General features: G+C 36.9%; 16 protein-coding genes, 1 pseudogene and 1 riboswitch. Of the genes and pseudogenes, 2 read left to right on the plus strand and 15 right to left on the minus strand.

The window, feature by feature from the left end; translation table 11 throughout:
- Nucleotides 1–313 precede the first annotated feature (313 nt).
- Nucleotides 314–1,111: pseudogene (locus RCJ95_RS00725) on the minus strand (ribonucleotide reductase N-terminal alpha domain-containing protein); the annotation flags it as partial.
- 200 nt (nt 1,112–1,311) lie between these two features.
- Nucleotides 1,312–2,091, minus strand: a complete 780-nt coding sequence (locus RCJ95_RS00730) for a lipoate--protein ligase family protein (protein WP_004231074.1) — start codon at nt 2,089–2,091, stop codon at nt 1,312–1,314.
- Between the two features lie 261 nt (nt 2,092–2,352).
- Here RCJ95_RS00730 and RCJ95_RS00735 point away from each other — a divergent pair, with 261 nt between their 5' ends.
- Nucleotides 2,353–2,739 (plus strand): rhodanese-like domain-containing protein, encoded by a 387-nt coding sequence (locus tag RCJ95_RS00735; protein WP_004231073.1) that lies wholly within the window; start codon nt 2,353–2,355, stop codon nt 2,737–2,739.
- Between the two features lie 71 nt (nt 2,740–2,810).
- On the opposite strand, the gene RCJ95_RS00740 is transcribed toward RCJ95_RS00735, so the two are convergent.
- Nucleotides 2,811–3,113, minus strand: coding sequence for a hypothetical protein (locus tag RCJ95_RS00740; RefSeq protein WP_320939445.1), 303 nt, complete (start codon nt 3,111–3,113; stop codon nt 2,811–2,813).
- A gap of 214 nt (nt 3,114–3,327) precedes the next feature.
- Nucleotides 3,328–3,404, plus strand: a riboswitch (glycine riboswitch).
- Nucleotides 3,405–3,569: 165 nt separating this feature from the next.
- On the opposite strand from RCJ95_RS00740, the gene RCJ95_RS00745 reads away from it, so the two are divergent.
- Nucleotides 3,570–4,907, plus strand: coding sequence for an amino acid permease (locus RCJ95_RS00745; protein ID WP_221680147.1), 1,338 nt, complete (start codon nt 3,570–3,572; stop codon nt 4,905–4,907).
- A 33-nt stretch (nt 4,908–4,940) separates the two neighbouring features.
- Here RCJ95_RS00745 and RCJ95_RS00750 read toward each other — a convergent pair whose 3' ends face one another.
- The 12 genes from RCJ95_RS00750 to gcvPA form a co-directional block, all read right to left on the minus strand.
- Entirely contained in the window at nt 4,941–5,906 is a 966-nt protein-coding gene (locus tag RCJ95_RS00750) for a glutaminase (protein ID WP_009370192.1), read from the minus strand.
- A 69-nt stretch (nt 5,907–5,975) separates the two neighbouring features.
- Complete coding sequence (locus tag RCJ95_RS00755; protein ID WP_446721790.1) at nt 5,976–7,391, minus strand: M20 family metallopeptidase; 1,416 nt, start codon at nt 7,389–7,391, stop codon at nt 5,976–5,978.
- Nucleotides 7,392–7,410: 19 nt separating this feature from the next.
- Complete coding sequence (locus RCJ95_RS00760) at nt 7,411–8,631, minus strand: MFS transporter (protein WP_221680145.1); 1,221 nt, start codon at nt 8,629–8,631, stop codon at nt 7,411–7,413.
- 304 nt (nt 8,632–8,935) lie between these two features.
- The gene (locus RCJ95_RS00765; protein WP_221680144.1) at nt 8,936–10,237 is read right to left on the minus strand and encodes a hypothetical protein; all 1,302 of its coding nucleotides are present in this window, start codon (nt 10,235–10,237) and stop codon (nt 8,936–8,938) included.
- A gap of 153 nt (nt 10,238–10,390) precedes the next feature.
- A complete protein-coding gene (locus RCJ95_RS00770; protein ID WP_369578943.1) occupies nt 10,391–13,240 on the minus strand; it encodes a hypothetical protein in 2,850 nt (949 codons plus the stop codon).
- 275 nt (nt 13,241–13,515) lie between these two features.
- The gene (locus tag RCJ95_RS00775; RefSeq protein ID WP_446721791.1) at nt 13,516–15,852 is read right to left on the minus strand and encodes a sensor histidine kinase; all 2,337 of its coding nucleotides are present in this window, start codon (nt 15,850–15,852) and stop codon (nt 13,516–13,518) included.
- Nucleotides 15,843–16,001, minus strand: coding sequence for a competence pheromone ComX (gene comX, locus RCJ95_RS00780; protein ID WP_004231062.1), 159 nt, complete (start codon nt 15,999–16,001; stop codon nt 15,843–15,845). The genes RCJ95_RS00775 and comX overlap by 10 nt, the downstream gene beginning before the upstream one ends.
- Before the next feature lie 278 nt (nt 16,002–16,279).
- Nucleotides 16,280–16,663, minus strand: a complete 384-nt coding sequence (locus RCJ95_RS00785) for an SMI1/KNR4 family protein (protein ID WP_446721792.1) — start codon at nt 16,661–16,663, stop codon at nt 16,280–16,282.
- Between the two features lie 30 nt (nt 16,664–16,693).
- Nucleotides 16,694–17,641, minus strand: coding sequence for an ADP-ribosylglycohydrolase family protein (locus RCJ95_RS00790; RefSeq protein WP_257520164.1), 948 nt, complete (start codon nt 17,639–17,641; stop codon nt 16,694–16,696).
- Between the two features lie 30 nt (nt 17,642–17,671).
- A complete protein-coding gene (locus RCJ95_RS00795) occupies nt 17,672–18,439 on the minus strand; it encodes a macro domain-containing protein (protein ID WP_446721793.1) in 768 nt (255 codons plus the stop codon).
- Between the two features lie 448 nt (nt 18,440–18,887).
- Nucleotides 18,888–20,351 (minus strand): aminomethyl-transferring glycine dehydrogenase subunit GcvPB, encoded by a 1,464-nt coding sequence (gene gcvPB, locus RCJ95_RS00800; RefSeq protein WP_048392265.1) that lies wholly within the window; start codon nt 20,349–20,351, stop codon nt 18,888–18,890.
- Nucleotides 20,344–21,690 (minus strand): aminomethyl-transferring glycine dehydrogenase subunit GcvPA, encoded by a 1,347-nt coding sequence (gene gcvPA, locus RCJ95_RS00805; protein ID WP_221680138.1) that lies wholly within the window; start codon nt 21,688–21,690, stop codon nt 20,344–20,346. The genes gcvPB and gcvPA overlap by 8 nt, the downstream gene beginning before the upstream one ends.
- Between the last annotated feature and the right edge of the window lie 25 nt (nt 21,691–21,715).

The raw sequence follows: 21,715 nt of genomic DNA on the forward strand, positions 1-21,715 counted from the left end.
GTGGCTTCACTCCTACTCTACTCACTTCCGCTAACTTAGCGTGTTTTCGATGGTCGTTGAACCTTCCCCTTTAAAAGGAGCTTGGCTGCTGATTGTCTTTATCCCACTGCTATTTTCAAGCATTCACGTTTACCGTTTCCGATTACGTTGTAGCTAGCAGTGCATTTATAATGCATTTTTTAACATTTTCATGTGGTTGTATCGCATCATAAACATCCATATTTCCCACCTCGATTAAAGTGACAATATTTCCGTTAAAGAGTTCCCAGCAATTCACGAGGTTTGTTTACGCAGAAGCACCTAGATTATGCTTACCTCTGCGGCTACCACCTTGTTCGACAAGATGAGTCAGCTTCGCAATATCATCTAACCATGAGACAGAACCAGATGATTTACCGTTTACACCACGAGCTAGCGTGTTGCGTGGACGTAAAGTTGAACCATTTGTTCCTACACCGCCACCACGGCTCATAATTTCCATTACTTGCTTACGATGATCACTAATCCCTTCACGAGAGTCAGCGACAAATGGCATCACATAACAGTTAAAGAAAGTTACATCTGTTTCAGAACCAGCTCCATAAATCACTCGCCCTGCAGGGATGAATTTTAAAGAGACTAATTGCTTATAAAATTTCTCAAACCACTCTTGGCGTTTTTCTGGTGTTTTTTCAACAGCAGCAAGGCCTGTTGCATTTCGTTTTGCAATTTGTTCATAAAATATCTCAAGAGGCTTTTCTAACACGTCAATTGAACGCGTAATCACACCCGTTTCTTGCTCTTGCGGATCGTCTAATGCGCTACGATAATCTTCTTCAATCAAAATCTCTGCTGTTTTTGTAGACATATCCAATTTTTGAATTGTCCCTAAACCACGTGCAGGAAATTTCGGATCAGCTTTTACCGTTAATACAACAAAGTCGCCGGCTTTCAATGTTTTCTTTTCTGTGTCTTTAAACGAATAGCGATCGATCATGACAAGTCTCGATACACCTTTGTGTGTAATATGCATATCAGATGTTACGGGGTGTACCTGCGGGAATTGTTCAATATCTTTGTTTAACTGTTCAAATTGATTGTTTACTTCGGGTTGATGATTTGTGAGTACCATCGTTTAGCCTCCCTTGTTTTCTTCATTACAAAATAAATACACAATATCTCGTGTTGTTAAACACTACATATTGTGTATATGTCTTTAAAAAAGATACTATATATAGTTTTTTAATTCAACTCTTGCTTTTTTTAATAGATTCAGAACTACTTGTTATGACTAGGATTGAACGTTAAAAAATATTTTTTTCATACCATTTTTTACTTTTTAAAGTTCCACTCATCTGAAGCATATTTTTTTTCTTCTAAAGCTCGGACATATTCTAATTGCTCCTCAGAAAGTGTAAATGGTTTTAATTCAATTTGCAACGATTTTGCAAAGCCATCTCTAAATGCTGTCACACATTGCTCAACTGTCACTGGCTCTTTTACAAGACTGTTGATGGCAACAGCCTTTTCTGGTAGCTTTCTACGCATACGATTTTTCGCTTCTTCACTGGAGAAATTAAATACGGATAATAATTTCTCTTGATCTAAATCTAATAAAATGGCGCCATGCTGTAAAATGACACCCTTTTGACGTGTTTGAGCACTTCCAGCTATTTTTTTCCCTTCTACGACAAGTTCATACCAACTTGGTGCGTCAAAGCAAACAGCACTTTTGGGACTCTTCAGGTCCGCTCTTTTCTCCTCTGTATCAGGTACACTAAAATAGGCATCCATACCCAGGTTATGGAAACCTTGCAAGATTCCCTCACTTAACACACGATATGCCTCTGTTACAGATTCTGGCATATTCGGATAGCTTTCTGTCACAATGACACTATAAGTTAGCTCATGTTCATGTAGGACAGCTCGTCCACCGGTTGGACGACGTACAAAACCTAAGCCTTGTTCACGCACAGCATCTAAATTAATATCTCTCTTTGCTTGTTGAAAATACCCAATAGATAATGTCGCAGGCTCCCACTCGTAGAAACGAATTACTGGTGGAATTAACCCCTCACTATGCCAATCAAGTAATGCTTCATCTAGTGCCATATTAAAAGAAGGACTACATTTCCCTGAATTTAAAAAATACCAAGTTGTCATATGTTCATCTCCTACAAATATAATGATCCATCAGGCCCCACCTGTGGGTCAACTTGAACGAATATTATGCTACAATTCAAATTGCGAACAATTGCTTGTGTAACGAAAAAGGCGAATTCGCTACAACCTAGTTAATTTTATCAAACTCATTGGACTATCGCTAGCGCATCTTTTATAATAATAGAGAAGATAGAAAGGGGTAAGAAAATCTTGGACATACTTATCACAATCGGTGTCGTTTTAGTAGTCACAATTGCATATATCGGAATTAATGCACTACGACTCAAAAAAGCCGTAACCAACCTAACACAAGAGCAATTTATTGAAGGCTATCGTAAAGCGCAGCTGATCGATGTTCGTGAGCAAAAAGAATTTGATGCTGGTCACATTCTTGGTGCACGAAATGTTCCTTCGACAACACTTCGTCAACGTTATAAAGAAATCCGCCCAGATTTACCAGTATATCTATACTGTCAAAATACAGGCCGTAGCTCACGTGCTGCACTATTTCTTAAAAAACGTGGGTACAACCAAATTTACCAACTTCAAGGTGGTTTCAAAACTTGGACAGGTAAAATAAAAGCAAAAAAATATTAATGCTCTCATCAAAAAAAGTCGTCTCAAAGTACTATGAGACGACTTCTTTTTTAAAAAATTCAGAGTTTCTACTATATTATATCTATTTCGAATGATGCTGTACGAGCTTCTTGTATACGAAGTCCTTGATCATGCATTAAAATAAAAAAAGTAATGCTACAAAACGCAATATAGTCCCCTTTTTGATACCAAGTCTTCTTTAAACGAGTTTTCACTACTTGAGTCGGGTCCTCATAAAAATGAGCGCTTTCATACTCTTTTGGAGCGGCTTTCACTTCCGTCTGAGCGCTTTGACACCTTTTTGGAGCGAGTTTCTCATATGTTTGAATGCTTCGATAGCTATAACCGAGCAAGCTTCCAATAATCCACCTCATATTTAAAAACCCTTCACGAAACACTTTGTATAACCAAAAATACTATTTTTCGTTAGAGAAATGCCAGTTATGAACCCTATTCTTCTATTTTTCTGAAAATAGCTAAAATTTATTGTTGAATAATTTTAGAAGCACTGTTAGGATGTATAATATCTTACAATAATAATTGATTATAAAGTTAATAAGCTATGAATGCTATGGATCAAACTATAGCAGGAGCAGTTCTGGAGAGAGCGCACATTGCGTCGCCGAAGGGTTCACTATCTCAGGCAAAAGGACAGAGGAGTAATACAGCTTTTATAAGCGATGCTACATAAAATATTTAACCTATTTCATGTAGACATCTGCGAGTAAATGGTATTTGTTATTCTGACGTTTTTCCGAGACTAGTGTCACAACTAGTCTCTTTTTATTTTTCCAGCCATAGTTTTTTATGCATCTTTGAGGGGGATTAACGTGGAACAGCAACAATTAAAACGAGATTTAAAAAATCGCCATGTGCAGCTTATTGCCATTGGTGGAACAATTGGAACTGGTTTATTTTTAGGCTCTGGGAAAGCCATTGCCTTAGCAGGGCCTTCGATCATCCTAGCTTACTTAATTGTAGGGACAGCGCTATTTTTTGTGATGCGTGCCTTAGGTGAATTATTACTATCCAATGCAGGCTACACTTCATTTACGGATTTTGCATCCGAATACATAGGGCCTTGGGCAGGTTATGTAACAGGTTGGACATACTGGTTCTGTTGGATTATGACGGCGATGGCAGACATTATTGCGGTGGGGGTTTATACACAATATTGGTTTGATATCCCACAATGGGTGCCAGCCATTGGTTGCCTCGTATTGTTACTACTACTAAATCTATTAACTGTTAAGCTTTTTGGTGAGCTAGAATTTTGGTTCGCTATTATTAAAGTTATTACGATTGTAGCGCTTATTATTATTGGTCTTTTTATGTTAGTAACTGGCTTTCAAACTAGTTCAGGAACAGTATCAGTTGAAAATCTGTGGGCACATGGAGGCATGTTCCCAAATGGTATATACGGCTTTTTAATGGCCTTCCAAATGGTTGTCTTTGCATTTGTTGGGGTGGAATTAGTGGGGGTTTCAGCAGCTGAAACAGCAGATCCTCAAAAAAATATTCCTTCTGCCATTAATAAAATTCCATTTCGCATTTTACTTTTCTATGTAGGGGCATTATTTGTCATTTTATGCATTAACCCATGGTATGAGATGTCTGCTTCAAGCAGCCCCTTTGTCCAAGTCTTTACATTAGCAGGTATCCCGATTGCTGCTGGTATTATCAATTTTGTTGTGCTTACTTCAGCGGCTTCAGCAGGTAACAGTGGGTTATTCTCCACAAGTCGGATGCTCTATAATCTTGGTAACAATAAACAGGCATCTCCAGCATTCGCAAAACTCAACAGAAACAGTGTGCCAAGTAATGCACTCGTTATTTCCGCTATTGTTGTATCAATTGGTGCTCTGTTAAGTAAGTTGATGCCAGAGAACGCCTTTAGTGTTGTGACGACAATCAGTGCAATTTGTTTTATATGGGTGTGGAGCATTATCATCATTTCGCACATCATCTACAAACGAAAAAAACGTGATTTACATGAAGCTTCCATCTTCAAAGCACCACTGACACCTTTTATCAACTACGTTGTGCTTGCATTTTTTGCCTTTTTATTAATTGTGATGTTTATTTCTGAGGCTACGCGTACAGCACTGCTGTTAACACCAATTTGGTTTATCGCTTTATTTATTATTTATAAAATGAAAAAAAGATGACTTCAGACTAAGCGCTGAAATCATCTTTACTCATTAAAAAATCGTCATATCCCATTCTGTTGCTAGCTGTTTTAGCAACTTTACACCTGCCACACTGTTTCCTATTGGATCAATCGCTGGTCCGTAAATTCCAATACCACAGCCAGTAGGAAACGGCGAGTGCAGGCCTGCATGCCCTGGAACAGCCGCAAGAATCGCGCCTGATACACCACTTTTGGCAGGAAGGCCGATGAATGCCGCAAACTTCCCTGAGGCATTGTACATACCACATGTCACCATCAAAGCCTTTGCTAATTTTGCCACTTGTTTAGGGAATAGCTGTTTCTTTAACAGTGGGTGATAGCCATCATTCGCAATAACTAGGCCAATCATGGCTAAATCTGATACATTGACTTCAATTGCACATTGCTTCAAATAAACCTCAAGCGCCGCTTCTACTGGACAATCTAAGAACCCAGAATCCATTAAGTAGTAGGCTAATGCTCGATTACGATTAGCCGTTTGCCACTCTGACTGGAATACTTCTTCATTGATACTTAATTGCTTTCCAATGATTTGTTCTAAAAATTGTAGAATCTTAGTGACCTTCTCTTGTGGAGAATGACCAGCCAACATGGAAGATACCGTAATAGCTCCAGCATTAATCATCGGGTTAAAGGGTTTACCTGGCTGATGACTTTCTAAGCGAATAATTGAGTTAAAGGTATCTCCTGTTGGTTCAACATCTACTCTTTCTAAAACATATGGTAAGCCTCGATCCATACAGGCTAAAATAAAGGTAATGACCTTGGAAACGCTTTGAAGGGTAAATAGTTCTTCAGTATCTCCCGCTTTGATTTCATGGCCTTCAGTCCCAACAATCGCCACAGCTAATTGGTTGGGATCTTTTTGGGCTAAAGCAGGGATATAACTAGCGCATTGCCCTTCTTTGGCAGTAGCACGATACTGTGATACCCACTGTGCTAAAAGTTGATGCTGATGATTCGGTTGTGTTGACATGTTGCGTTCTCCTTTCAAAATGAGGCAAAAACAGAGCCTCCATAGTTCTCCTATGAAGACTCTATCCTGTTAGCGCTTAGGTGGCTGTGTTCCATCTGGAATTAAAGATTGATATGTTTCACCATCAAGACGTTCTTGCCATTCCTTTTTCGCTTTTTCAATATATAGAGGATTATCCAGCAACGCTAAGGCTGTACAAGCCATAATTTTAGCAGCCTGTAGCATTCCTTTATGCGCTATTGGGGTAACTCCTTGAGACACTACCTGCCATGTATGTAATGGTGTCCCTAATGCCATGCATACAGTTGTACACTGCACGGTTGGTACGTTCCAGCTAACATCTCCAACATCTGTAGAGCCACCCATAATAAATTCAGGTAGCATGCCTGGAACATGATTAGCAATCACTTTTTCTTGTAATAGCTTGGCATCTTCTTTACGCAAGCCCACTAATGAAGCTGCTTGTACTTCTGGTGTAAACGTATTGAAAATAGCCTGCGCATACTGTTCATCCTCTATTGTATAGTCTGGCATACCGATTTCAAGTATTTGTTGATACATCACATCATAAAGTGTTTTATTTGTAATAAGATTCGAAGCAGCACCTTCAAACTCAATGTCCACTGACGTCCCTGTCATCATTGTGGCACCCTTTGCAATGTTCTCAACGCGCTGATAAATTTCCTGCACTTGCTGCTTTTTAGGTGCCCTAACTAGATACGTTACCTCTGCATACGGTTGAACTACATTTGGCGAAGTCCCGCCTGAATTAGTAATGGCATAATGCACACGAGCTTCTGGAATGATGTGTTCTCGTAAGTAGTTTACCCCAACATTCATAAGCTCAACAGCATCTAAAGCACTTCGTCCAAGATGTGGTGCAGCTGCGGCATGAGCACTTTTGCCCGTAAACTTAAACGTTGCTGCATAGTTTGCTAGAGAACTACATGTCATCACAGTCGAAAACGTACCTGGATGCCAAGAGATCGCGATATCAACATCATCAAAAAGGCCAGCCTTTGCCATATAAGCTTTACCAGATCCATTCTCCTCTGCAGGACAACCGTAAAAGCGGATTGTTGCTGACTGATGATTTTGCTCTAAATAATCTTTTACAGCAACAGCAGCTGCGAGTGCGCCAGTACCTAATAAGTTATGACCACAGCCATGTCCGCTTCCACCATCCACAATAGGCTCATGTTGTGTTGCCCCACCTTTTTGACTCAAGCCTGGAAGCGCATCATATTCACCTAAAAAGGCAATAACTGGCTTGCCAGAACCATAAGTTCCAACAAGCGCTGTTTCAAGACCAGCAACACCGACTTTTGTTTTAAAACCCTCTTTTTCTAGTGCCTGTTTCATATATTCCATCGATTTCTTTTCTTGAAAATGAAGCTCGGGCACAGCCCAAATCGCATCGCTTAATGCTACTGTAGCTTGCTGTTTTGCTTCAATTAACGTTGAAATTTTTTCATGATAACTCATATTTGTCCCTCCAATTTCATTATGCTTTTAACAATGTTCCTTTTTGGTCGTTTAGTGTGACAAGCGACACAATACAGATAAGTGCAAAGCCAATTAACATCCAAAAGGCTGCATCAAAGGAGCCATTAAAGGCATCAACCATAAATCCAATTGCCATTGGTGTAACAAATCCTGCTAATTGTCCACCTGTATTGGCAATCCCCATTGCAGAACCTGTGATAGAAGAAGGTAATTTCTTGAGTACAATAACAGGTAGTAATGTAATGACAAACGCAATAAATATCGACACGACTGTTTGGTAACCAATAAATAACGTCACTGTTTTGGCAGTAAACATTAAATACAATAAAAGACCAATGACTGCGCAGGAGATGGAGCCTAACACTTTCTCCATACCTTTTGGTAACTTATCAATGATATAGCCACTACCATATACACCAATTATCGTTGTAATGGCAGGTATTGTTTGTGCCCAACCAATAGACATTAAATCCAAGCCTCGATTTTTTTGAAGATATGTTGGAATCCAAGAAACTAATCCCCAGTTCACTGCATAAATACAAAAATAAGCAATGATTAAATTCCACATTAGGGGTGTTTTCAATAATTCTTTAAAATTCACTTTGTTCGTAGTATTTTCTGTTCCAGCTATAGCTGCCTCATCTTGTGGGAGTTTAATGTATTTCCAATATAAAAAGGCAATTATTGCTCCAATTGCCCCAATAATGATAAACATCATGCGCCAGCCAATTGTTCCTAATAAATAAGCAGCTAGTAAAGGGACGATGAGTGAAACAATGCCACCAGAAGTAAGCATAATGGACATCGCTCTACCTCTTTCCTCTTTTGGAAAAATCGTAGCAATAATTTTAGAGCTTGATGGCTGAAAACCACCCTCACCAATGCCAAATAAAAAACGAATCACAATCATCGCTGTTAAGGACCACGCAATAGCTGTTAGACCCGTAAAAATAGACCACATAATAACAGCCATCAATAAAACTCGTTTTGCGCCAAATTTATCGGCCAGCCAGCCACCCGGTATTTGCATAATGGCATAGCCTAAAAAGAAAGCGCTTAAAATAATACCCGTAGAAGATGCATCCAGTTGCAAATCCCCTGTAATCGAAACCACTGCATAGTTCATAATATAGCGATCTAAATTCCCTAAAGACCAGCCTAAAAATAAAAGTGCAAGGATGACATTTCTAGATTTCTTCGTTATTTCATTTGTTGTCATTTATATCCCTCCCATATATAGAAATCCTCTCTTTATTGCCACGACTACTCTTGAATATGCTTGCCCCCTTGTCCGTAAATCCCCTTTTATATACCGACATTTTCGTTATATATTCGTATAATAATCAAAGTTCAATAAAAAGACAAGATTTTTTTGAAAATTTCTAATAGATAATCGTCTTCGTAAATCCATATTATTTACCTAAATAACCGCTGAATTTAGTGATTTATCAGTATTTAAGGCTGCAAAAAGCATAAAAAAATGTCCCACACCATTTATTGGTTTGGAACATTTCTGTAATTTTTCAGACAAGTTGATACATTTTAATAGGTCTGCCTCGAGTATGCTGCAATTCTTCCCCACAAATTCTCGCCAAATCTACATTACATAAATCTGCTACGATTCGTTGGGCATTTCTCTCGCTCATTTGCAGTTGTGTCGCTAAATCCTTTGTCGTAAAATGCTTCCAATGCATTTTTTGTACAAGTGCATGGATTTTCATATAGGTTTTAATACTAATATTCCCTTTTTTTAGTTTTTCTAAAATATAAGGGTCTTCTGCTCGGTAGGAATATGATAGCTCTTCTACATTCCCTACTGATTCAATAATGGTGCCATCATCCTGTATCATCACGATGTCAATAGCCTCATTTTTCTTCGTCTGTCTTAGTCCTCGGTGAGCATGTAACTCAGCATTGAACACTGTTTGAGCAAAGCCAATGCCTGCTGTCACCTTTGTCTCCATTTCAATCGACAACTGATACATTTTTTCCTGTAAGAATCGTATTTGCCCTTCAATCGCACCCCTTGTACTAAAGATCGTATATTTGCCATTCCCCTCTTCAATAAGAGAACCATCAATCTGTTCACAGAGCTGTAGTAGATTTTCCTTCGTACGCAATTCTAAATATTGAATACGATAGCCTTGCTTCATGCGCTCTTTTAATGAATCGAAGTCCTTAATTTCAAGCATGACTGCACCAATTTGTGTCTCTTTGTAATAGGACGTTTTGATCTTCTCTGTAAAAAGTTGAACTGTATGATAAATTTCTGTTTTTGTCGGGGAAACCCAATAAGATGGAACTCCTCGTTCCTTTAGCTCTTCATCTACAGAGGGATAACAAGTAATCGCAAAATCAATTTTGCCCGCCTGCCAAAGACTATAGTGGAAATCAAATAGCTCTTGTGGATCAATAGCGACATCAAATTCCTTTAGATACATATGATGGACATTATGCTGAATCTCTGCAAGACTTTCTGAAGCCATTTGAGAAGGCGAAGGAATAATATCGATACTAACATTTTCTATAAACTTTTTTTGCTGATAGGATTGCTCTAAAAAACCCCGATAAATAGCCGCTTCGGAAAAAATAATATGGGTCAATTTATCTTTGGATACATTCGTTTGACTGGCAAGCTTATAAGGGATGTAACCTGAAAACAACCAGAAATCGACAGCCTGATTGTGTGTCTCCACAAGATGCTTTGTTTCCGTCGCCACTTCATATATATACGGAATAAATTCCATATCCTGTTCGATTTCTCGTGCTAAGGCAATAATTCTTTCAACGGATTGAATGGGACCAACAACACCTATTTTATACATCTTTTGTTCCTACCTTCTTTGTGAAACTACAATCTTTATGTAAAAAATTTCTTCCCTTGTTGTACATAGTATAGCGGACAATCAAATTACTAGACAAATCTTATGTATAAAGAAAAGCCTCGAAAACTGTTCGAGGCCATCTGAAAGTAACAATTATTGCTCCGTTGGATACATGTTTGTATAGAGTAACTCTAATCTTTTAGAGAGCTTTCCATAGGCTGTTTGCCACGCTTTACGTGCAGCATCATTACTGCTCCCTGCTGGTTCGTATATAGCATGCACCTCTTCAACCTTCTTCAAATCACCCTCTGCTTGTGTGAGCTTCGAATAATTTTTAACAACCTTCTTATCAGCATCACTCAGAGCATCATAGGCTTTACGGATTTCACTTACTTTCTCCTGTAAACCATTGATATATTCACCTTTTACAAGAAGTGAATTGATGGATTCAATTAATGACAATGCATTTTCATTCGTTTGCTGTTGTCCTTTTTGCTTATCAATAATCAATTGTCTAGTTCCTGCATCAATCAGGCTCACTTGTTTAGATGTAAGCTTTTCATATGCCTTGATCACAGTGCTTGGATTTGAAGCAAAGGATTTCTCATAGGTCTTCATAAAGCTTTCCACTTTTTTCACGTCTGCAAGCGCAGTTTTTAAGATATCATAGTTCGTAATCAGTTTTTTCTCACTTGAACTAAGGCTACTATATTGTGTAGAAAGATTTTTAATACGTTCAATCGTTACGACATAGAGATTATTGGAAACAATTGTGGCAATATCATTATTTAGCTGTGTAATTTTCGATGCATTTTCATCTATATTTTGATTTTTTAATAAAGCTTCATATTGTTCTTTTGCTAAATGCTGCTGATTCGCAGGTAATTTCGCATAAGCTTTTTGCACTGTTTCAATTTTTTTAGCCTTTTTCGCAGCATCTGTTTCTTCTCTAGCAGTCTGTATTTTTTTATAGAAGGATTTTACACCTGTAATATCCTTATTTGCTGCTGTTAATAAATAATAATTTGTCACGTATTTTCTTGCAGCAGAAGACAATTTTTTATAGGATTCAGAAGCTGTATTAACAGCGGTTTCTAATTGATTGAATGAATATTTCGTAACATCCGCAAATTTGGCAATATCCGTCTTTAACGCCTCTGCTGCTGCTTTATCAGTAGGCACTTTACCATTGCCATCAACTGAAATCTTTGGCGTGTTTAGTAAAAATTCTTCAGCATTATATACAAGTGATTGCTGTAAATTTGTAAGATTATTATAAGCTTTTAAAGTACTTGTATAGCTTGAATTAAGTTTACTTTCCGTTACACCAGTTGTTGCAGATAACTTTTGATAGGCATCCATATCTTTAATTACTTTTTCAGCTGCTTTTAAATCTTTCTGTAAGCTAACAAGACTATCGTAGCCAATAATTTGTGCTGCCGAGGCTTTCGTTAAGCTCTTATACTCCTTGATCATTTGATTAACATTATTGACATGACTTTGCCATGAACCAGCAGACGGATTGAACGGATAAACATCATCGCTAATATAGCTATCTATAACATTATTTAAATTTATAATTTGGCTTTCTTCTGCACGTTCTGCTGTAGTCAAACGCTGGACATACACATCTGGCACTAATTTTAATTGTTTATATGTTAATTTTTCATAGGCTGTACGGATTGATTTAGCAGTCGTCACTTGTTTATTAGGCGTACTATTTGTAGCTAATTTATCAAATGATTTAATGAATTGCTCGACCTTTTTAATATCCGATTTAGCCTCAGACAAAATTGCTTGGTTTTGGACAGCAGCTCGGTAGCTTTGTGATAATTTCTCAATATCTGCTTCGATTGTCTTCACGCTTGCTTGTAAGGAATCAACATCAGAAGCTACATACTTCACAAGTGAATTCTCATAAGATAATAAATTAATAATAGCTTGATTGAGTTTTCTCACTTCTTTTATCTCTTCAAGATCATTTGGCTCGTTTAATAGATTTTTAATGCCCGTATATAGGGTCTCATCTACATCTAAGCTACGCTGTAACAGATCTAGCTTATTATAAGCATCTTCTAGTTCCTTTATTTCTTTTTCATTACTAGTCTCTATTTTGCTCCATTTTTCATTTAACTTAGTTATTAATTCAACATCAGTAAGTGCTCGCTTTAAGACATCATAATTAGACACATTACCTTTAGCTGCTGCTGATAAGGATTGATAGTTTTTTTCTAGTTCCGTAACTTTAGCACCAAATTCTGCTAAGCTTGATACATTGTATTTATTATCATTGACCAGTAAAGCTTTAATCTCTTTCGTTAAAGTATCAGTGGGTTGTTTAGAGACAGTGATGGTATCAGATAGTTTAGATTCCGCAAAGGAAAGACCCACGTTTGCTTTGACAGTGACAGCAATATTTTTAATATCCTTTTCAATGGCATCCTTCGGAATCGTATATGTACTACCTGAAGCACCCTCTATGATAGTAAAGGAGTTATCACCTAATTTATAAAACCATTGATAACTATATGTAATTTGATCACTTTGCAATTTTGCACCATTCTTATCAGTTACAGTAATACCAGCTACTTTCACTGTTTCTCCAGGTGCTACAAAACCAGCGGATTGACCTTCTAACGTCGGAATGGTGATATCGAGCTCTAATGGCTGAATAGTGCGCGGTGCACTTTTAAATTTTTTACCGTCTGTCGTAGTTGCTTCCACAAAAATGCTTTTTCCAGCTGCTTCAACAGGCACTTTTAAGGAAATAGATGTTGCTCCAGAAATGGGCTTATTTGTTGAACCCTCTTCCCCAGTAATTTCCTCTAGATAATACCATTGATAGGCATTGACGATACTATCATTTGGTAATTTTTCTACTTTTAATGTTGCGTTGACAATATTATCTCCAGTGACTGAAACTGTTTCAGCTGCACCTGCTACAGTTGGAACAATAAGTGCTACAGGAATTGCTGCTGCTGTTAAAAATAATTTTTTATTCAAATCTATTGACCTCCTCAATCCTTCTCCTGATTATATCGGTCATCTGGCCATAATTTCCTTGAAAATTAGGTAAATACTCCAAAAAGTGCATTTTTTCCTGATTTGCTATTCACCAAATGATATTTTTTTGATAACATTTTATCATTTTTGATTTATTAACTTAAATAAATAAATATATTTTCAAACAAAAGCCTTCTAACCCACATTCGTAGCCTCTACGAAGAGATTAAAAGGTGTTAAAAAAATATATGCACGTATGCTTCCGCTTCATCTGGTTATCCTCGTATCATATAAGTTGGTCGGGTCAGGGTCTTATAGGTATAGGGATTCGTATGTTGGGTTTCACTTACTTGAATACGAATCGTCATCCCTTCTCCTACTTTGCTATCTAATGCGAATTTCCCATTAAAAGCTTGAACTCGCTCCTGCATTCCTTGTATGCCCATAGAATCGGCAAGTAGAATATCATCTATATTACAACCAACACCATCATCACTATACAAAATTTGGAACCCTTCTTCGGTGCCCAATAAATGTATTTCAACTGTATTAGCATAGGAATGTTTTAACGCATTGTTTAATAGTTCTTGGAACAGTCGATAAATCATTAAATTTAAACGCTCATCCTCTAAATAGAGGCGGTCAATCGTATATATCAAAACAAAATTAGCCCGTTTATGAATTTTTTGTATTAATTTTTCAAGGGCTGCATTTAAGCCTAATGTATCTAATAGAGGTGGCTTTAAGTTTTCGCAGTAGCCCCTCAAATCATTCAGAGAGATAATCATATGTTCATGAAGCTTTGTAAGTTTAGATGGGATCTCCTCTTTTTCTTTTGTATGCATGAGGACATCCATTTCCCTTGCAATGTGCAATTGTTCTTGTAAAATCGTATCATGAAGTTCCTGTGCCAACTGATATTTTTCTTCCTCGAACCTTAGCCAGAGTAATTTATTGAGCCATGGTAGCTGTCGATTATCGGCTTCTTTCATATGCTTTAACTGATTTAAAAGCTCCTCAACCATTTTTGTGTTTTCGATAAAATTATTTAAATAGAGCAGCAATAATTCTAGCCATAGCAGTTCCTCGTCCTTGAGATAAATCGTTTTATTATGATCCACAACAAGGATTCGTTTATAGTTCACATCTTGATGAATAAAGGCAATATAGAAATGATCTGTCTTTTTAATATCTCCCAAGCCTAATCGTTCAACTAGTACCTCATCTATTTGATGCTGCGTGTATTCTTTGGATTTATTTGTTAAGGTAACTTGATGCGTTTGAAAATCATATGTGAGCACATACACACTTTCCATTTCAAGCTGAACCACAACCTCTTGTACAAATTTCTCTAATAAGTCCTCAATCTTCACCACTCTACCAATACTCTCAACGGTCGTATACAAGCGGTGGATGTAGTCGCCTTTTGTAGAAAATAAAATTTTCCGCTTACGATAATCAATCCGCTCTTTAATGTAGAACAACGCCATTAACGATAGAAAGGCAAAAAAGAAAATCTCCGTCATGTGCGAAACTGATAAATCTGCAAATAAATATAAACCGATTAACAGCCATATCGTAAAGCCAAATGAGAAATTAAAATAATAACGTAATCTAGAAATGAAATACTCCATATCAAAAATACGTTCAGTGAGTTGTGTAAAAATGAAGCTGAATGGAATTAGTAAAAGAAATATTGAACTTATATCTGCCGAAAGAATTTGATTGTGGAAAAAAATTTCTGGTAACGCATATAGAAAAAGGAATGGTATAAAAGGAATTATTATACTACTTAATAGGATTTTAAGTTCTGGAATACTATATTTAACGTAACTAAAAATCATTATACTAAGAATAGCTACTAGTAATAAAAAAAATAGACCTAAAATAATACTTGAAACTATAGAATGAATTCCGTCATAAACTATTCCGAAGATACTTAAAATAATTACAGCTATGGGAAGTATATATAACGAATTAATATTTTTTATAAACGGCCATCTTATATTTAGGAAGCCAAAATACTCTTTCAAAAACTTTAATAAAAGAACTAGACAGAGAAGCATGCTACCACGGTTTACTATAATTCCGAAAGGGTTTAATATACCTGAAGCACCTATGCTTAGATAAGCTAAAGAAACAGATAAAATAAACAAAATTAATAAGTTTATTAAGATTGTATTTTTAGGTTTCAGATACAAATAAATTGAAATTAATAGAGATAATAAATAGTAACTAGTTGGCACAAGGAGAACAGAATAGAATTGTTGAGTGATGTCAAACGGCTTTATTTTTATCTCTTTTAGTTCCCCGTTCGGTTTCATTATTGTTATTTCATTTGCCGATCTAATTACTAAATCATATTTAAGATTAGTTATTTTATCTATATTATTCCCATTTACGCTTAAAATATTATCTCCAATCTCTATTTGCTGCTTTAAAGCCCAATCTTTATAATAAGGATTCGTTATTTTCCAAACACCATTTTCCTCTTTAACCTCTATATTAATAAAAGGTTTACTATAAATGATAAATAATAAATAGAGACCTATTATTAAATATACACTTATAGTAAACCAAAACCTTTTATTGTTATTTGTTTTTAATTCCACAAACGATTTTCAAGGTTCAGTTCTTCATCAAACGAATCCAAAATTGCCTTTTGTTCTAATGCTGTTACACCAATGAGAGAAGCTTTTTTTTCTTTTAACAATGTCACTAACGTCGGATTTTGCTCTAAATATTGAATCATGTTAATCATTAAAATCGCCTCATTTCTTCATTTTTTAAGTTTATAGTCACTATTTTTTGCCAATAATTCCTCTTTATAAGGAATTATTAACCATTTATGTAACTATATTTTTATTATACTACCTCTCTCCAATAATTCAACATAATTTTCTAAAAAATTCAAAAAATAATAGATTACGTAATAATTTTGCTTTATTTTCAATTATTTTTCTCCAAAAATAGACATAGAAAACAAATGAAAAAGCTCCTTCCTTCTAGTAGGAAGAAGCTTTTCATTTGTCTCTCTTGCTAATACTGACACCCTGCTTGTAGCCATTTGCATAAATCATAAGTAATCAATGTTGCATGCTTTGGATTCATATCACCACTATCTACTGCTAAAACACGAGAATCCTCTGCCTTTATGTCCATTAAAAAGACAATTCCTCCGCTATCATCACCAATTGCAATATAGCCTTTTGCATATTCCTCCACTTCCCAAGTCTCGTTTCTTTCTAAAACTTCTTCTGTACCATAAATGAACACGCCGTTTGTAAACGATAAACCGTTACTTTCCTTTAATACAAGTGTATACGCACGAGGAAGTTGGCAATTCAGCCTATTTTCTATGTGTACAATTTGGTGATCTGTTGCTGGTGGATTTACAGTATATCTATTATGTATAGGTAACATGTCGTCACCGTCCTTTCCAACAAACTTTTTTTACGTCTGTGCTGCACAAAATTCATAAAACGCCAAGATTAAGTCATCTACCTTTTCTTTACTGACAATTTTACCTAACCATTCTTCTGGAATTTTGTCCAACTGTTTATACATACCCGCGATTGATCCTGTAATCGCCCCAACGGTGTCCGTATCTTCTCCTAAATTAACTGCTTTTAGAATCGCGTCTTTAAACGTTGTCGAATTACCTACACACCAAATGGCTGCTTCTAGTGAATGAACAATATAGCCGCTTGATTGAATCTCATCTTCAGGCGTATTTAAAAAGTTTTCATGAAAAATCCTTACGTAAGCATTTAGCTCTGCTTTCATTTCATTCTGTAAATTATTTTGCAGTAAGTCAAAGACCTCTTTTAAGGCCACTTCTAGTGAATTATTTCGGTATAAGCTTAATAATAGTTCAATGTAAATGATGGACCCTACTATGGAACGCGGGTGACCATGAGTAATCTCTGTATACTGATGAACTAATTCTTTTCTTTTAGTAAAATCTAACTCATGCATGACCATGAATACTAAAGGAGCTATCCTCATTAACGTACCATTGCCATTATCAAACTCGCCCGTTTTACCACATTGTGCTGGTGGAACACCTTTTTTATAGTTCGAAACGGCATCCGCTGTAGTAATTCCAATATCAAACATTTCGCCAAATGGTGTGAGATAGCCCTGCTCCATGTATTGTACAAATTTGTTCATTAATGTTTTGGTATCCCCATTTTCAATAATGTTCTCGACTAGGCAGAGTGTTAGAGAAGTATCGTCAGACCAAGTGCCAGGTGGCTGATTGTAAGTACCGTAGCCCATCACATCTTGCACATGGAAAGTCCCTCTTTGTTTAAACTCAACAGGTACGCCCATTAGATCACCAATAATCCCACCGTATAAAGTGTCAAACACCCGCTCCCTCAATTTTGTATCTACCATAGATACCACCCCTAACTTTTTTAAAATTTATCACAATTCAAAAACAGTACATTTAATTTTATAATAAATCAATTCCTCATTTATTATTTTTTCAATCTCTCTCCAATCTCCTCCAGCTAAACCTGAACCAATTTTAGGCATCTGTATCGATAATCTATTTTTTAATGCAAATCTCGCAACTTTTCTTAAACATAAACGAAGCACATCATAATCCATATAGGTTGTACGATCTTTGTCATTTTTCCTCACACAATGTTGTGCAAGCATATTGGCAACAAAAGTAGCTTTCAGCTGGTCTACACATACAAACTGAACTTCTCCTAACTCAAAAGTTTCTTTATCCTTAGACCATTTAACATATTCCCTTTTGGCTAAAGGGAATTGCTTTGATAAAGATAAAACAAAGCCTTCTCCCCAAATTCCTAAAATATTAACAACATGGATGATGAGTGTATGTTCTTCTAAAGGAAGAGAAGCATCGCCCTTTAAGTAGTTGATTTGAGATTTGTTAGCTACAATTCCTTCCTGCCATTTATTCTCAAAGTCTAATCGAGTAATAGGTATACTATCGCTTAAATCTAAATTATCGATATGTCCGTCATACAATAAAAATCCAATATCTTCGTTCCAATCATGCAATGATGAAGAACTATACATATCGTTGCTAATTATGTTGATCTGCCTAGTTGCAACGCCATCATCAAATTCTGTATATAATTGACCATAACCTTTTAAAAATTCAATATTATCACATTTATAGTATAATAGACTATCACCAAACTTGATATCTTCTTCCACCACTTTAACCCCCTTAATAGATCCATCCTAACCCTATCATATTTTTGTGCATAACAAGGTGAAAAGATTTTGATTAATTATACTATCGATTGTAGATAGTTAGACACTAACTCTAAGTCCATAAATCGGATCCTTTAAGATGGAAATAAATCAAGATCAGTGTCTTTTAACACCCATCTTATATACTTACCAACGAAACTTCCATCAACTTTTAATTTTGCATTACTTGGCACTTCTCTTGTAAGATACTCAGATTTATCATAATCAACTAATACATGTCTTTTCATTCATTATAATAAAGCAAAATGTTTTGGTTTACCTTTTGTACTCACAACACGCAAATTAGCTATCACATAATCCTGTAATACATTTCACTATTGAAGATTTATTTAGCTTGTAATTTAAGGTGCAAAAAAACCGCTCACATGAACGTGAACGGTTTTGTAGACTATGCTTTTTGATAACGAAGCACTGGTGTACGAGCAGCGCGTGTTTCGTCTAGACGAGATACGACTGTTGTATGAGGTGCTTCTTGAACGATTGATGGATTTTCTTCTGCTTCTTTCGCAATTTGAATCATTACATCACAGAATGCATCTAATGTTTCTTTAGATTCTGTTTCAGTTGGTTCAATCATCAACGCCTCTTCCACATTTAATGGGAAGTATGTTGTTGGTGGATGGTAGCCAAAGTCTAACAGACGTTTTGCGATATCTAATGTACGAACGCCTAGTTTCTTCTGACGACGACCTGATAAGACAAATTCATGTTTACAGTGACGGTTATATGGTAGATCGTAAAATGGCTCTAAGCGACGCATCATGTAGTTGGCGTTTAATACAGCATATTCTGTAACAGCTTTTAAGCCATCTGGACCCATTGTGCGAATGTACGTATAAGCACGAACATTGATACCAAAGTTACCATAGTAAGGTTTTACGCGACCGATTGATTGTGGACGATCGTAGTCAAAGTGGTATGTGCCTTCTTCAGTTCTTACTAATACTGGTTTTGGTAGGAATGGAATTAAATCTGCTTTTACACCTACTGGACCAGAACCAGGACCACCGCCACCATGTGGGCCTGTAAATGTTTTGTGTAGATTTAAATGCACACAGTCAAAGCCCATATCGCCAGGACGTGCTTTACTCATTACAGCATTGAGGTTCGCACCATCATAGTACACTTTACCGCCTACAGAGTGAATTAGCTCTGCCATTTCGATAATGTTTTCTTCAAATAACCCTAGTGTATTCGGGTTAGTTAACATTAGAGCTGCTGTATCAGAACCCACTACTTTACGAAGGTCTTCGATATCAACCAAGCCATTTTCATCTGATTTAACAGTGATTGTTTCAAAGCCCGCTACTGTCGCTGATGCTGGGTTTGTACCGTGAGCTGAATCAGGAACGATTACTTTGTTACGGTGACCTTCACCATTTGCTTCATGGAATGCACGAATCATCATTAACGCTGTCCATTCACCATGAGCACCTGCTGCTGGTTGTAATGTAACTTCATCCATCCCTGTAATTTCTACTAAAGAAGTTTGAAGATCATAAAGAAGCTCCATTGCCCCTTGTGCTGTTGATTCATCCTGTAATGGGTGAACATTTGCAAAGCCTGATAGACGTGCAACTGTTTCATTAATTTTCGGATTATATTTCATCGTACAAGAGCCAAGCGGATAGAAGCCAGAGTCTACTCCATGGTTTCTACGAGAAAGTGCTGTATAATGACGCATAATATCAAGCTCAGACACTTCAGGTAGTTCTGCTGCCTCTGAACGTACTAAGTTTGCAGGTAATAAATCTGCTAGGTCTACCTCAGGCACATCTAGTGCTTCTAAACTATAGCCAACGCGACCTTCTTTTGAAATTTCAAAAATGAGTGATTGATTTTCGTTATGCATTAAGAGCCCCCATTTCTGCAACAAGTGCATCAATTTCTTCTTTCGTGCGTAATTCAGTTACTGCGATTAGCACATGATTTTTAAGAGAGTCATAATTTTGACCTAAAGGATAGCCACCGATAATACCCTTTTCGATTAAACCTTTATTGATTTCCTTCACACATTTATTCGTTTTCACAACGATTTCATTGAAGTGTGCACCTTGGAATGCTACTGTAAAGCCTGCTGCTTCAAAGGCATTTTTTGCATAACGTGTTTTCGCGATGTTTTGAGTAGCCATTTCACGAATTCCTTGTTTTCCTAGAGCTGTCATCGCTACAGAAGCTGCAAGTGCAAGTAGTGCTTGGTTCGAGCAAATATTCGAAGTTGCTTTATCACGACGGATATGTTGTTCACGTGCTTGTAGTGTTAAAACATATCCCCGACGGCCTTCACCATCCACTGTTTCACCAACAAGACGTCCTGGTACCTTACGCATCAATTTTGTTGTCACTGCAAAGAAGCCACAGTGTGGGCCGCCGAAAGCTTCAGAAATACCAAATACTTGCGCATCACCTACACAAATATCAGCACCAAGCTTGCCAGGAGGCGTTAAAATTCCTAATGCCAATGGGTTAGAAGATACAACGAGTAAGCTTTTTGCAGCATGTGCAATATCCCCGATCACTTGGATATCTTCCACTTGGCCAAAGAAGTTTGGATATTGTGTAATAACAGCTGCTGTGTTGTCATCGATTAACTCTTTTAATGCATCCACATCTGTCACACCATCTTTTTGCGGAATAGTCACGATGTCAATGGATTGACCATAGGCATATGTAGCAACAACATCGCGATATTCTGGGTGCACTGCTTCTGACACTAAAATCTTCTTGCGACGCGTATGACCAGCTGCCAACATACCCGCTTCTGCCAATGCTGTACCACCGTCATACATAGAAGAGTTAGCAAGATCCATTCCCGTTAGCTCAGCAATCATCGTTTGGAATTCAAAGATGGCTTGTAGCTCACCTTGTGAAATCTCTGGCTGATATGGTGTATAAGCTGTATAGAATTCTGAACGAGAAATAACATGGTCTACAATCACTGGTTTATAGTGGTTATAAACACCTGCACCTAAAAATGATACGTTGGCATTTGTGTCTTTATTTTTAGCAGCAAGTGCCGTTAGCTCTTTTAATAAAGCAGATTCTGATTTTGCTTCTTTAATATCATAAAGGCCTTTAAAACGGACTTTCTCAGGAATATCCTCAAATAACTCATCGACTGAGGATACACCGATTACGTCTAACATTTCTTTTTGATCTTGCTCCGTCATAGGTAAATAACGATGTTTCATAAATGTAGGTCCCTCTTTTCAACTA

The organism is Lysinibacillus sp. BSL11 (genome assembly GCF_052928325.1).

Excerpts from the sequence above, each read along its gene's own strand:
- RCJ95_RS00730 (WP_004231074.1), bottom strand. The coding sequence starts at position 2,091 with ATGGCACTAGATGAAGCATTACTTGATTGGCATAGTGAGGGGTTAATT.
- RCJ95_RS00740 (WP_320939445.1), bottom strand. The coding sequence starts at position 3,113 with ATGAGGTGGATTATTGGAAGCTTGCTCGGTTATAGCTATCGAAGCATT.
- RCJ95_RS00750 (WP_009370192.1), bottom strand. The coding sequence starts at position 5,906 with ATGTCAACACAACCGAATCATCAGCATCAACTTTTAGCACAGTGGGTA.
- RCJ95_RS00755 (WP_446721790.1), bottom strand. The coding sequence starts at position 7,391 with ATGAGTTATCATGAAAAAATTTCAACGTTAATTGAAGCAAAACAGCAA.
- RCJ95_RS00760 (WP_221680145.1), bottom strand. The coding sequence starts at position 8,631 with ATGACAACAAATGAAATAACGAAGAAATCTAGAAATGTCATCCTTGCA.
- RCJ95_RS00765 (WP_221680144.1), bottom strand. The coding sequence starts at position 10,237 with ATGTATAAAATAGGTGTTGTTGGTCCCATTCAATCCGTTGAAAGAATT.
- comX (WP_004231062.1), bottom strand. The coding sequence starts at position 16,001 with ATGATTAACATGATTCAATATTTAGAGCAAAATCCGACGTTAGTGACA.
- RCJ95_RS00785 (WP_446721792.1), bottom strand. The coding sequence starts at position 16,663 with ATGTTACCTATACATAATAGATATACTGTAAATCCACCAGCAACAGAT.
- RCJ95_RS00790 (WP_257520164.1), bottom strand. The coding sequence starts at position 17,641 with ATGGTAGATACAAAATTGAGGGAGCGGGTGTTTGACACTTTATACGGT.
- gcvPB (WP_048392265.1), bottom strand. The coding sequence starts at position 20,351 with ATGCATAACGAAAATCAATCACTCATTTTTGAAATTTCAAAAGAAGGT.
- gcvPA (WP_221680138.1), bottom strand. The coding sequence starts at position 21,690 with ATGAAACATCGTTATTTACCTATGACGGAGCAAGATCAAAAAGAAATG.